This is a genomic window from Naasia sp. (assembly GCF_025465545.1).
GTDB lineage: Bacteria > Actinomycetota > Actinomycetes > Actinomycetales > Microbacteriaceae > Naasia.
Genome location: NZ_JAODMK010000029.1, coordinates 1 through 12,315, shown reverse-complemented (window position 1 = coordinate 12,315; position 12,315 = coordinate 1). Strand labels below are relative to the sequence as shown.

General features: G+C 69.8%; 10 protein-coding genes and 1 pseudogene. 5 read left to right on the top strand and 6 right to left on the bottom strand.

Annotation, left to right across the window (positions count from 1 at the left end; all coding sequences use genetic code 11):
* Window positions 1-414 (bottom strand): annotated as a pseudogene (locus JWR33_RS08490) (hypothetical protein); the annotation flags it as partial.
* A gap of 65 nt (window positions 415-479) precedes the next feature.
* Here JWR33_RS08490 and JWR33_RS08485 point away from each other — a divergent pair.
* On the top strand, window positions 480-1,679 hold the full coding sequence (locus JWR33_RS08485) for an aminotransferase class I/II-fold pyridoxal phosphate-dependent enzyme (RefSeq protein WP_297411043.1): 1,200 nt from the start codon (window positions 480-482) through the stop codon (window positions 1,677-1,679).
* A 10-nt stretch (window positions 1,680-1,689) separates the two neighbouring features.
* On the opposite strand, the gene JWR33_RS08480 is transcribed toward JWR33_RS08485, so the two are convergent.
* From JWR33_RS08480 to JWR33_RS08470, 3 genes are all read right to left on the bottom strand, one after another.
* Window positions 1,690-2,511, bottom strand: a complete 822-nt coding sequence (locus JWR33_RS08480; protein ID WP_297411041.1) for a carbon-nitrogen hydrolase family protein — start codon at window positions 2,509-2,511, stop codon at window positions 1,690-1,692.
* 200 nt (window positions 2,512-2,711) lie between these two features.
* Window positions 2,712-3,716, bottom strand: a complete 1,005-nt coding sequence (locus JWR33_RS08475) for an amidase domain-containing protein (RefSeq protein ID WP_297411039.1) — start codon at window positions 3,714-3,716, stop codon at window positions 2,712-2,714.
* Between the two features lie 510 nt (window positions 3,717-4,226).
* Window positions 4,227-4,541, bottom strand: coding sequence for a hypothetical protein (locus JWR33_RS08470; protein ID WP_297411037.1), 315 nt, complete (start codon window positions 4,539-4,541; stop codon window positions 4,227-4,229).
* A gap of 468 nt (window positions 4,542-5,009) precedes the next feature.
* On the opposite strand from JWR33_RS08470, the gene JWR33_RS08460 reads away from it, so the two are divergent.
* Entirely contained in the window at window positions 5,010-5,291 is a 282-nt protein-coding gene (locus JWR33_RS08460) for a hypothetical protein (protein WP_297411035.1), read from the top strand.
* A 259-nt stretch (window positions 5,292-5,550) separates the two neighbouring features.
* Here the strand turns inward: JWR33_RS08460 and rlmN are convergent, their stop codons facing one another.
* Both rlmN and JWR33_RS08450 read right to left on the bottom strand, forming a co-directional pair.
* Window positions 5,551-6,759, bottom strand: a complete 1,209-nt coding sequence (gene rlmN / locus JWR33_RS08455) for a 23S rRNA (adenine(2503)-C(2))-methyltransferase RlmN (RefSeq protein ID WP_297411034.1) — start codon at window positions 6,757-6,759, stop codon at window positions 5,551-5,553.
* A 48-nt stretch (window positions 6,760-6,807) separates the two neighbouring features.
* The gene (locus JWR33_RS08450) at window positions 6,808-7,653 is read right to left on the bottom strand and encodes a nitrilase-related carbon-nitrogen hydrolase (protein ID WP_297411032.1); all 846 of its coding nucleotides are present in this window, start codon (window positions 7,651-7,653) and stop codon (window positions 6,808-6,810) included.
* 188 nt (window positions 7,654-7,841) lie between these two features.
* On the opposite strand from JWR33_RS08450, the gene JWR33_RS08445 reads away from it, so the two are divergent.
* Genes JWR33_RS08445 through JWR33_RS08435 form a run of 3 tightly spaced genes read left to right on the top strand, consistent with a single transcriptional unit; the run spans window position 7,842 to window position 12,192 of the window.
* The gene (locus JWR33_RS08445) at window positions 7,842-8,435 is read left to right on the top strand and encodes a TetR/AcrR family transcriptional regulator (RefSeq protein WP_297411030.1); all 594 of its coding nucleotides are present in this window, start codon (window positions 7,842-7,844) and stop codon (window positions 8,433-8,435) included.
* Entirely contained in the window at window positions 8,432-10,171 is a 1,740-nt protein-coding gene (locus JWR33_RS08440; RefSeq protein ID WP_297411027.1) for an ABC transporter ATP-binding protein, read from the top strand. Before JWR33_RS08445 ends, JWR33_RS08440 begins: the two co-directional genes overlap by 4 nt.
* Window positions 10,168-12,192, top strand: a complete 2,025-nt coding sequence (locus tag JWR33_RS08435) for an ABC transporter ATP-binding protein (RefSeq protein WP_297411025.1) — start codon at window positions 10,168-10,170, stop codon at window positions 12,190-12,192. Before JWR33_RS08440 ends, JWR33_RS08435 begins: the two co-directional genes overlap by 4 nt.
* The last annotated feature ends 123 nt before the right edge of the window (window positions 12,193-12,315 follow it).

The window sequence follows — 12,315 nt, the reverse complement described above, 5'->3', positions numbered from 1 at the left end:
TAAGCAAACGTAGAAGAGAAGCTCGGAATCTGCGGCCTGGAGTTGCGCTTGCTGCATATCGACGAACTCGACAACGGTGCTTCCGACCGCGTAAGCACCGGCCTTCTGGTATTCCTCGGCGCTTTCTCGCCCTTTCGCAAGGGCATCTCCCGTGGCCACTTGCTCATATTTATCAGCCCCTGCGCCACCCGCCTCTGCCACTTCGTCGGCGACTGCCTGATAGGCGGCATAGGCCTCCGTGGCTGCGGCGAGGGCCTCCTCCTCGGAAGCGAACAGGGGCGATGCCGTTGGAGACGGGCTCGGCGCGGGGGTGGGTGGGGTGGGGCTCGACGCGCATCCGGACAGCGCCGTCGCGATCAGGGCGACCGACAGCATGGCCGCTGTTCGCAGTGCCCGCCCGCGCATGGCCTTCACGCTAGGGCACCTCGTGTTACGACGGCGAGGCTGTCCACAGCCCGCGCGCATGTAGCGTGTCTGCCGTGGCTGTGCAGGGATCGTGGCGCCGGGCGGCGCATGGCGCGCTCCTGCTCGGCGCGGACGGCCAGGCGGGCACCACGATCTTCGCCGAGATGACCGCTCTCGCTGCGCAGACCGGGGCCATCAACCTCGGTCAGGGATACCCGGACTACGACGGTCCGGAGGAAGTCCTCGAGAGCGCGCGGGCCGCGATCTCTGCCGGGCTCAACCAGTACCCGCCAGGAATCGGCATGCCGGTGCTGCGGCAGGCGATCGCGGAGCATCAGAAGCGCTTCTACGGCATCGAGGTCGACGCCGACCGGGAAGTCCTCGTCACCGCGGGCGCCACGGAGGCCCTGGCCGCCACTATCCTCGCTCTCGTCGACGAGGGCGACGAGGTCCTCACCTTCGAGCCGTTCTACGACGCATACGGCGCCGTCATCGAGCTGGCGCGCGGCGTGCACAGGACGGTTCCGCTGCGACAGCCCGGCTTCCGGCCGGACCTCGACGAGCTGCGAGCGGCAGTCACCGACAAGACGCGGCTCATCCTGGTCAACGACCCGCACAACCCCACGGGGACCACGCTCGATCTGGAGACGCGGACCCTGCTCGTCGAGCTGGCCCACGAGCACGACGCGATCCTCGTGACCGACGAGGTCTATGAGCACCTCGTCTACGGCGATGCCCAGCACGTGCCGCTGGCCACGCTGCCCGGAGCGAGGGAGCGCACCGTCACGATCTCCTCCGGCGGCAAGACGTTCAGCACCACCGGGTGGAAGGTCGGCTGGCTCAGCGCCCCCGCCGATATCGTCCGCGCCATCGTGGCGGTCAAGCAGTTCCTCACCTTCGTCAACGGCGCACCGTTCCAGCCGGCGATCGCCACCGGGCTCCGGCTCCCCGACTCCTTCTTCACCGCCCTGCGCAGCGAGATGCAGGCCAAGCGCGACCTGCTCGCGAGCGGGCTCGGCGCTGCGGGCTTCGACGTGAGCCTCCCGGCGGCGGGCTACTTCGTCGTCGCCGACGCGGCACCGTTCGGCTTCGCCGACGCCCGGGACTTCTGCCGGCGGCTTCCCGAACTGGCCGGAGTCGTCGGGGTGCCGATCTCCGCGTTCTGCCACGAGGAGCTGGCTGGGCAGTATCGCTCCCTGGTGCGCTTCGCGTTCTGCAAGCGACTCGACGTGCTCGAGCTCGCGGCCGCGCGCTTGGCCGGTCTTCAGGCCTGAGGCGGCAGCCTCAGCTGAGAGGCGGCGTGGGGATGACGCTGAATCGGCGCAGCGAGAGCGCAGGATTCTTCGTCCGCACGTCGGCCAGCCGCTGCCGGGAGATCCAGGCGACCGCCACATCGGTCGCCTCGCCGATCTCCACCATGTGCACGCCCATCGGACCCACCACGAGGCTGTTGCCCACGCCGATCGGCGGGGCGTGGTCCGCGGCGGCCACATAGATCGTGTTCTCGATGGCGCGCGCCGTCACAAGCGTTCGCCAGTGGTGCTCCTTGAGCGGCCCCCGCACCCACTCGGCGGGCACGAGCACGAGCTCGGCTCCCGCATCCACCAGCCGCCGGGTGACCTCGGGGAAGCGGATGTCGTAGCAGGTCTGCATGCCGACCTTGATGCCGCCCACCTCGAAGATCTCGGGTGCGCCGAGATCGCCGGGCACCACCCAGTCGCTCTCCCGCTGGCCGAAGGCGTCGTAGAGGTGCTGCTTGCGGTAGGCGGCGAGGACGCCGCCCCCGTTCACCGCGACGAGGGTGTTGGAGAAGCGTGGGCCACTGCCGACCTGCTCGACCATGCCGGCCACGATGGTGGCGCCGAGCCGGCCGGCGAGCTGCGCGAGCGTCGAGACGAACCGGCCGTCGAGGGCCTGCGCGTTGCGGGAGAAGCTGGCGTCCATCGGGTCGGCGAAGTACGACGAGTACTCGGGGAACACGATCAGCGACGCGCCGCGCTGCACCCCGAGGTGCGCCAATCCGGTGATCCGGTCCAGATTCTCGACGGCGTCCCGTCCTGGCGCGAACTGCGCCACTGCCACTCCGAGTTGGGCGTCCGCGGTCATGCGGTCAGCCTAGCCGCGGCCGTGCGCTGCGGAACCAGGGGGCGTGCGCGACCGGCGCCCGCACCGCTGCTCGATCGAGAGCGCACCATGGCGGACACCCGCCGCGCCGCCCAGGTCCACTTGCCACTTGATGACGCTTCCGACCCGGAATACCGTCACTTTCTGGCAAGTCGGCGCCTCTGTGGGGTGCGTGACCGGACTCAGGCGACGAGGTGCCAGTAGTAGACGCGCGCCTTCGGGTGCTGCGGGTTGATCGACGAGTCGACGCTGGAGTAAGTCGTGTGACTGGTGTGGCCGACGTAGTAGACGCTGACATGCCCGTAGACGTCGGTGCTCACCTTGGACACGACGGCGGTGTGGTCTCGATCGCCTGAGCCGTCCCAGTCGAACTGCACCACGTCGCCCACGCGCACCTGGTTGCGCTGCTTGTCGGTGAGGGGCGCCGCCAGCTGGGGACGCGCCTTGAAGTACTTCATCAGGGCGGTGGACGAGACCCAGGACGAGGTGTAGTCCGTCCAGCCGTAGTTGTGCCAGTTGGAGGTGGGCTTCCATCCGCGAGCGCGGAGCACCTGATTGGTGAAGTTCGCGCAGTTGGTGCCGCTGGCATAGAAGTACGTCTTGCTCGAGCGGTCGTTCCAGTGATCGAAGGCGTAGTCCATCTGCCGATCCCGCTTGGTCTGCAGCACGTACTGATAGGTCAGCGGCGTGGGGACGCGCTCGCCGGTGGACAGCGCCGCGAGGGTGACCTTGTACTTCATGGGCTGGAAGTTGAACGCCGTGCCCACCCGGAAGGTGATCTTTGCGGGGCTGACGACGACCAGATCGGAGGCCGCGACGGCCCCGATATAGACGGCGGCGACGTTGTCGAGGTTGGCGCCCGTCATGGTCAGCGTGCGGGTCGCCGAGGTCTGCCCCTTGGTCTTGGAGAGCGCGTTCGCCACGGGGAGCGGGACGACCGGCTCCGGCGTGGGCTCAGGAGTGGGAGCAGAGCTCGGAAGCGGCGAGGGCGACGGTGCGGGGACCGACGGAGAGGGGGAGGGGGCAGGCACGCTCGGCGACGGCGACGGCGACGGCGCGGGCGCTGCAACCGTCGCGCCCGCGGTCACGACCGGTGACGGAACGGGGGCGGGAGTGGCCTCGGCGGCCATGGCAGGCGCGGCAGTGCCGAGGAGCAGCCCCGCGGCGAGAGACGCCGACAGCGCCATCCCGATCAGCCCTGCTCGGGTCCTGCGATTGCTTCGTTCGATGGCCGCGCGTCGATGGGACTGCGTCATGTTCTTCCCCCCGGAGAAATGGTGCTCTTCGACCGTAAGTGGCCTCCGATCAGGCAGCAACCCGGCGAAGACCCCCAGTACGGGTCCCGGTCGGGGCGCGCGCGGATCCTCGCAGAGTGCCGGGAAGCGAGCGGGCGGGCTCCGTTTCGGCGCCGGTTCCCCGGCAGGAGGCCTCTCCGCCTCGCCGCCGAGGCGATCTCGTCAGTCGAAGTCGACGGCCGTCATTCCTGCGGCGTGCCGGTCCCCAGCGAGGGGTTGTACACGAGTTCCCAGCTCATCAAGCCGTCGTCCGGCAGCTTGAGCACGGAGGAAGCGCCTACAAGGTGCCGGCGACGCGACCGGCGACCGAACACCCCCTGTGCGGGAGAAAGCGATCGACGCGTCGGGGTCCGAGACCCGGATCGCGGCGTGCAGGGTGCGCATGGCGGAGAAGCGTCGAGCTCAGCCGGCGGCTTCCTCGGCCGCTTCGCCGTTCGCCACGATGTCGCCGTCCTGGAAGAGGATGCCCTTGGCCGTCTCTCGCCACTTGGGCTTCGCCCGCATCAGGAATTCGAGCTCCATGCTGAAGTGCTTGAACTCCTCCCCGAGCGAGTTCTCCATGATGGCCTTCGCCACCGGATCCTGCTCCACGGCCATCCGCTGCTCGTACCAGCCGATCGCCTCCGCCTCTTCGGAGAGGCTGGCGCACATCCGCGCGAACGTCCGCACCTCCGCGGACAGCTCCTGGGGCGGCTCGTGATACTGATCGGTCGACATGGGGGTCCTTCCTCGAGGGGCTTCCTGAGCCTATTCGGCGGATCTGCCGACACCCCTGGACGGAATGCGGGTGGAGGGGCGAAGGTAGATCTATTCCGTCGGAGGGAGACCATATGAAGTTCCGAAACTCGCTGGGTTCGATGAAGAAGATGCAGGGTTCTGCGGTCGTACGGCGCCACGGGCGCACGTTCGCGATCAACTAGCCGAACTCGAGGTTCGCGACCCGTCAGGGCCGAACCGGGCATTTCCAGCCCACTGCTCAAGCGGCCCCGGTCATCGACCGGGGCCGCTTCCCGTTGGACGGGCTCGGTGTTCCTTCCGGGCGGACAGCGCTCCCCTGCGCCCTCGACCCCGCCGACCGGCCATCGGCCGCCGGACGCGGTCCCGCCGGCATGCGCAGAGACGATTCGGAGGAGGTCCAGCGACCGCTGCCGGACGCGCGGGGAAGGCCCGAAGACCGTCCTGCTGGTGGCGGGCGGCGTCGACATCACGCCGATGCGAGCCCTGTTCGAGACCCTCGAGGTGAGCGGCCCGCGCCTCACCCTGCTCCACCGGGTCTCATCCTGGGACGAGGTGATCTTCCGGGACGAGCTCGAGACGATCGCCGCCGAGCGCGGTGCGGACCTCCTCCACGTCGTCGGACGACCCCCGGATCCGGCGAACGCGATCACAGCAGGAAGCCTCACCGCAGGGGTGCCGGGCCTCGCCGACCGGGACCTCTACATCTGCGCCTCTCCCCGCGCCTTCTGAGCCGCCGTCCGCCGCTCGTCCCGGCTCTCCCACTCGCGCCCTCTCCCCCAGCAGGCAATTCGGACGCCGCCCCCCGGAATACGGCTCGAATCTCCTGCTGAGGGAAGGAATGCCTGCTGAGGGAGAGGAGGGGAGGGGAGGTCAGACCAGGACCTCGAGCCACACCGCGACCTCGTCGCCGACGTGCAGGCCGGTCAGGGACTCGGTCACGGCGTCACGGGTACGCCGGTGTCGGCGCGGAGGCGCACGGGGGTCGGGACTAGGCGTCCGCCGCCGCGAGCTGACCGCAGGCGCCGTCGATCTCCTTGCCCCGGGTGTCGCGAAGGGTGGTGGGGATGCCTGCCGCGTTGAGCCTGCGCACGAACTCGTGCTGCACGGCCGGCTCCGACGCCGTCCAGATCGACCCGGGCGTGGGGTTGAGCGGGATCGGGTTGACGTGCACCCAGCCCCGCCCGCGCGCGTTGAGCTTGTCGGCGAGCAGGTCCGCGCGCCAGCCGTGGTCGTTCATGTCTTTGATCAGCGCGTACTCGATGGACACCCGGCGACCGGTCTTCTCGAAGTAGGTGCGTGCCGCGTCGAGCGCCTCGTCGACCTTCCACTTCGAGTTGACGGGGATCAGCTCGTCGCGAAGCTCGTCATCGGGAGCATGCAGCGACAGTGCGAAGGTGACCGGGACGCTCTCGTCAGCCAGCTTGTGGATGGCGGGGACCAGCCCGACCGTGGACACGGTGATGTGCCGTGCGCTCATCCCGAGACCGTCGGGCTGCGGCGCCACCATGGTGCGCACCGCGTGCATGAGCCGCGCATAGTTGGCGAGGGGCTCCCCCATGCCCATGAACACGATGTTGCTCACCCGCTCGGGCTGCGAGCCGTGGGACAGCCGACCGCGCAGCTCGCCCCCGGCGAGCGCCTTGTTGGCCCGCACCACCTGGTCGAGGATCTCGGCCGCCGAGAGGTTGCGCGTCAGCCCGGCCTGGCCGGTGGCGCAGAACGGGCAGTTCATGCCGCAGCCGGCCTGGGAAGAGACGCAGAGGGTGATGCGTCCGGGATAGCGCATCAGCACCGACTCGACGAGGGCGCCGTCGTGCAGGCGCCAGAGGAACTTGATGGTGTCGCCGCGGTCGGTCTCGAGGCGGCGCACCTCCGTCATCAGCGGCGGGAGGAGCCCGCCGGCGAGCTGCTGACGGACCTCCGCGGGGAGGTCCGTCATGGCGGCCGGGTCGCTGGTGTAGTGGGTGAAGTAGTGGGTCGCGATCTGGCGGGCGCGGTAGGCCGGGAAGCCCAGCTCGACGAGGCGCGCGCCCCGCTCCACGACGGTCAGGTCCGCGAAGTGCGCGGGCGGCTTGCCGCGCTTGGGCGACGCGAACTGCAGCAGGGGGCGTCCGCTCGCGTCGAGCTTCTGCGACCAGCCCTCCGTCGCCGGACGGACCTGCGGGCGCGCGAGAACTGGCGGGGTTTCGGGGGTCACCTCTCCAGGGTAGGTCGCGCTTCCCGCGACCGCGCGCCCGTCTCCCGCTCAGTCCTCGATCGGGCGCTCGTACAGCTCCGGCCTCCGGTCCCGGTGCACGTCGTTCCCGGCGCTGATGGACTTGATGCGGGCCTCCGCCAGATCGACGGTCGCCATCACGATGGTCTCCTCACCGAGCCGGATCTCGGAGACCGGGTAGCCGTCCGCGTCGACGATCACGCTGCCCCCGAGCCAGTCCTGGCCGCGCTCTGAGCCGGCGCGATCGGCGACCGCCACGAACATCCGGTTGCCCCCCGCGGCGGCCTGGGCCCGGATGATCTCGCCGGGCCGCTCCCCTTCGGGAGGCCGGTAGAGGGGCCAGTTGGACGGGCAGCAGAGCAGGTCGGCCCCGGCGAGGGAAACGGCGCGCACCCACTCGGGGAAGTCGAGGTCGTAGCAGATCATCAGCCCGATCCGGCCGACGGCAGTCTCCACGACGGGTGGGAGACCCGAGCCCATGCCGAAGAGGCTGTTCTTCTCCGTGTTCCAGAGATGCGTCTTGCGGTACTTCGCGCGCACGCCGGTCGGGTCGATGAGCACCGCGGCGATGTACGCCTCGCCGTCCTCGCCCTGCTCGGCGAACCCGCCGACGACGATCACCCCCAGCTCGCTCGCGAGCCGGGTCCACTCGCGCACGGTCGGACCGTCGACGGGTTCGGCGCAGGCCTGCAGCTCGTCGATGCCCGAGAACATGTAACCGCTGTTGGTGAGCTCGGGCAGCAGGATCAGGCCGGCGCCGGCGGCCGCTGCGGCCCGGATGGCGTCGCGCGCCTTGCCCCGGTTGCCCTCCAGGTCCCCCACTGCCAGGGCGAGTTGACAGCAGGCGACCGTCACGACCGAGGGAGCGCTCTGCACGGAGACCAGGATGCCCGAAAGGAGCGGTCGGGGCGAGCGCACGCCGCTCGCCACTTTCCGGGCCGAGCCCCGCCGCTCGTCGAGCCCCGCCGACTGACCTGCCTTCCGGCGCGCAAGGTGCGCGTTCCGTACATCCGCGCCGGAACCTGCTATCGGAGTGAGTGCTCACTCAGTTACGCTCGCCGCTTGTGAGCATCTCCGAGACGTCGCCCCGCGAGCGCGCCCGCCCCCTTCCTCCCGACGATCGCCGGGAGGCGATCCTCTGGGCGGCCCTCCCCCTGATCAAGGAGCACGGCCGCAACGTCTCCACCCGGCAGATCGCGGAAGCGGCCGGGATCGCGGAGGGAACCCTGTTCCGGGCGTTCGGCGACAAGGACTCGCTGATCCAGGCGGCCGTCGAGCGGTTCTTCGACCCGGTCCCGCTTATCGCCGCCTTGCGGTCCATCGACCCCGACCTTCCGCTCGAGCAGAAGCTCAGCGACGTGCTCGTCCATCTCCGGGCCCGCTTCACCGGCATGGTCACGATGATGACGGCCCTCGGCATGTCCGCGCGTCCGCCGGTGTCCGTCGAGCTGACCGAGCAGTGGATGAACGCCCTCCGCGACCTGCTGGCGCCGCACGAGGCCGAACTCACCGTGCCGCCTGAGACGGTGGCCTACTACCTGCGACTGCTCGCCTTCGCCTCGAGCTTCTCGCAGTTCAACGTGGCCTTCGAGTTCGCCACCGACCAGCTGGCGTCGCTCGTCGCGCACGGCGTCACACGTTCGGAGTGCGCCGCATGACCAAGCTCGGCCGTCTCCTCGTCCGCTTCCTGCGTCCCGCGTGGCCCCTGCTCCTCGCGGTGGTGGTGTTCCAGTTCGCCCAGTCGATGGCCTCGCTCTACCTGCCCGCGCTCAATGCGGACATCATCGACGAGGGTGTCGCGGTCGGCGACACGGGTTACATCCTCCGCACCGGCGCCCTGATGCTCGGCATCACGCTGGTGCAGATCGCCTGCGCCATCGCGGCCGTCTACTTCGGCGCCCGCGCGGCGATGGGCCTCGGCCGCGACCTCCGGGTCGCGATCTTCTCGCACGTCGGCGACTTCTCCCAGCGCGAGGTCGACAAGTTCGGCGCACCGTCGCTCCTCACCCGCACGACCAACGACGTGCAGCAGGTGCAGATGCTCGTCCTGATGACGTGCACGATGCTCATCTCCACTCCGATCCTCAGCATCGGCGGCATCATCTTCGCGCTCCGTGAGGACGCCTCACTCAGTTGGATCCTCGTGGTGTCCGTGCCGGTCCTGCTGGTCGCGGTCGGGCTCATCATCGTGCGGATGGGTCCGCAGTTCCGCCAGATGCAGGGCCGGATCGACGGCGTGAACCGGGTGATGCGCGAGCAGCTGACCGGCATCCGGGTGGTCCGCGCGTTCGTGCGCGAGCCGGTCGAACGCGCTCGCTTCGCGGATGCGAACGCGGCCCTCACCGGTACCGCGATGCGGGCTGGCCGGCTCTTCGCCCTCATGTTCCCGATCGTGATGCTCGTGCTGAACGTCTCCAGCGTCGCGGTGCTCTGGTTCGGCGCATTCCGGATCGAGGACGGCACCCTGCAGGTCGGCTCGCTCACCGCCTTCCTCAGCTACCTCATCCAGATCCTCATGGCGGTGATGATGGCGACCTTCATGGCCGTGCTGCTCCCCCGGGCCGCCGTGTCGGCCGACCGCATCGCGGAGGTCCTCGACACCGTCCCGTCGGTGGGGCCGCCGCTGCATCCCCGGACCGATCTCCCGCAGCCCGGGACGATCGAGCTCCGGGATGCGACGTTCAGCTATCCCGGCGCCGAGCAGCCGGTGCTGCGCGAGGTCAGCTTCACCGCTCGCCCCGGAACGACCACCGCGATCATCGGCAGCACCGGGGCGGGGAAGACCACGCTCGTGGGTCTCCTGCCCCGCCTGTTCGACGCGACGGGGGGAACGGTCCTCGTGGGCGGCACAGACGTGCGCGAGCTCGACCCGGACGTGCTCTGGGGACTCATCGGCCTGATCCCGCAGCGGGCCTACCTCTTCTCGGGCACCATCGCCTCCAACCTCCGGTACGGCAACCCGGACGCGACGGACGCGGAGCTCTGGACGGCGCTCGAGATCGCCCAGGGGAAGGACTTCGTGGAGGCACTGCCGGAGGGCCTGGACGCCCCCATCGCCCAGGGCGGAACCAACGTCTCGGGCGGTCAGCGCCAGCGCCTCGCCATCGCCCGGGCGCTCGTGAAGCGACCGGGCATCTACGTCTTCGACGACTCGTTCTCCGCCCTGGACACGGCGACCGACGCCCGACTGCGGGCAGCACTCGCCCGCGAGGTGTCGGACGCGACCGTGATCGTGGTCGCGCAGCGCGTGTCGACGATCCTCGAGGCGGATCAGATCCTGGTGCTCGATGACGGCGCCATCGTCGCCCGCGGCACCCATCGAGAGCTGCTGGAGAGTTCGACGGAGTACGCCGAGATCGTCACCAGCCAGCTGAGCATGGAGGACGCGGCATGAGCCGGCAGGATGCACCCGCGACCAGGACGAGTTCTCTGGCGGTCCCGCGCCCCCCGATGCGCGGCCCGGGCGGTGGCGGCGGCCCCTTCGGCGGGATGGGCATGCCCGCCGAGAAGTCGATGACCTTCGGCCCCTCCGCCCGACGTCTCGCGGGCCGGCTCCGCCCGGAGCGGCTCCTGGTGGCCCTGGTCCTCGCCCTGGGCGTGATCAGCGTGGTGCTCGCCGTGACCGGCCCGAAGCTGCTCGGCGAGGCGACCAACATCATCTTCGAGGGTGCCATCTCGGCTCAGCTGCCCGCCGGCACGACTCAGGACCAGGTGATCTCGCAGCTGGAGGCATCGGGCGAGACCCAGCGCGCGGACCTGCTCCGCGGGATGACCCTCACGCCCGGATCCGGCATCGACTTCGACGCCCTCCGGCTGGTGCTCGGCATCGTCCTGCTGCTCTACGTGGCCTCCTCGGTGTTCTCCTGGCTGCAGGGCTACCTCCTCAACGGCGTCACCCAGCGCACGGTGTACCGCCTGCGCGAGGAGGTGGAGGAGAAGCTGCACCGGCTGCCGCTCGCCTACTTCGACCGCATGCCGCGCGGTGAACTCCTCAGTCGCGTGACCAACGACATCGACAACGTGTCGCAGAGCCTGCAGCAGACGATGAGCCAGATGATCACCTCGCTCCTCACCGTGCTGGGGATCCTGGTGATGATGTTCGTGATCTCGCCGCTGTTGGCGCTGATCTCGCTGATCACCGTTCCGCTGACCGTGCTCCTCGTGGCCGTGATCGGCAAGCGCTCCCAGAAGCTGTTCGTGGCGCAGTGGCGGCACACCGGCGAGCTGAACGCGCAGATCGAGGAGGGCTACTCCGGCCACGCCCTGGTGAAGGTCTTCGGGCGGCACCGGCAGGTGCGCGCGCGCTTCGCCGAGAAGAACGACGAGCTCTACGACGCCAGCTTCGGGGCACAGTTCATCAGCGGCCTGATCATGCCGGCCACGATGTTCGTGGGAAACCTCGTCTACGTCGTGATCGCGGTGGCCGGCGGCCTCATGGTGGCCGGCGGCTCGCTGCGGCTCGGCGACGTCCAGGCCTTCATCCAGTACTCCCGGCAGTTCACCCAGCCGCTCAGCCAGCTCGGCTCGATGGCCAACCTGCTGCAGTCCGGAGTCGCCAGTGCGGAGCGCGTCTTCGAGCTGCTCGACGCGGAGGAGCAGAGCGCCGAACCGCCGGCCAGTGCCAGGCCGCGGGCGACGACCGGGCGGCTCGCCTTCGAGCACGTCGCCTTCCGCTACGAGCAGGACACCCCGCTGATCCGGGACCTGTCCCTGGTGGCCGAGCCCGGCCACACGGTCGCGATCGTCGGCCCGACCGGCGCGGGCAAGACCACGCTCGTCAACCTGCTGCTCCGCTTCTACGAGCTCGACGGCGGCCGGATCACGCTGGACGGCGTGGACACCACGACCATGTCCCGGGCGGAGCTGCGCTCGCGGATGGGCATGGTGCTGCAGGACACCTGGCTGTTCGCGGGCACCATCCGGGACAACATCGCCTACGGGCGTCCCGATGCCACCGAGGAGGAGATCCTCGACGCGGCGCGCAGCGCCTATGTCGACCGGTTCGTGCACTCGCTGCCGATGGGGTACGCCACCCACCTGGAGGACGAGGGCGGCAACGTGAGCGCCGGCGAGAAGCAGCTCATCACCATCGCGCGGGCGTTCCTCGCCCGGCCGAGCGTGCTGATCCTCGACGAGGCGACCAGCTCGGTCGACACCCGCACGGAGCTCCTCGTGCAGCGCGCGATGAGCTCGCTCCGCAGGGACCGCACGAGCTTCGTGATCGCTCACCGGCTCTCCACGATCCGCGACGCCGACCTGATCCTCGTGATGGAGTCCGGCTCGATCGTCGAGCAGGGCACCCACGGGGAGCTACTGGCGGCGGACGGCGCCTACGCCCGGCTGTACCAGGCGCAGTTCGCCGCGCCGCTGGATGCCGAGACCGAGGAGGTCGCGGCCGCCGGCCAGCGCGTCTGACGCGTTACCGGCGCCGACGTTGCGGGCTCAGGAAGGGGTGGACGCTCCATCGAGCGCGGTGACGACTCGGGTCACCGATGATCCGAGCCCCCAGTGCACGCCGAGCTCGGCGATCCGTCGCAG

Excerpts from the sequence above, each read along its gene's own strand:
- JWR33_RS08475 (WP_297411039.1), bottom strand. The coding sequence starts at position 3,716 with ATGGCGCTGTCGGCGTCTCTCGCCGCGGGGCTGCTCCTCGGCACTGCC.
- JWR33_RS08435 (WP_297411025.1), top strand. The coding sequence starts at position 10,168 with ATGAGCCGGCAGGATGCACCCGCGACCAGGACGAGTTCTCTGGCGGTC.
- JWR33_RS08440 (WP_297411027.1), top strand. The coding sequence starts at position 8,432 with ATGACCAAGCTCGGCCGTCTCCTCGTCCGCTTCCTGCGTCCCGCGTGG.
- JWR33_RS08470 (WP_297411037.1), bottom strand. The coding sequence starts at position 4,541 with ATGTCGACCGATCAGTATCACGAGCCGCCCCAGGAGCTGTCCGCGGAG.
- JWR33_RS08480 (WP_297411041.1), bottom strand. The coding sequence starts at position 2,511 with ATGACCGCGGACGCCCAACTCGGAGTGGCAGTGGCGCAGTTCGCGCCA.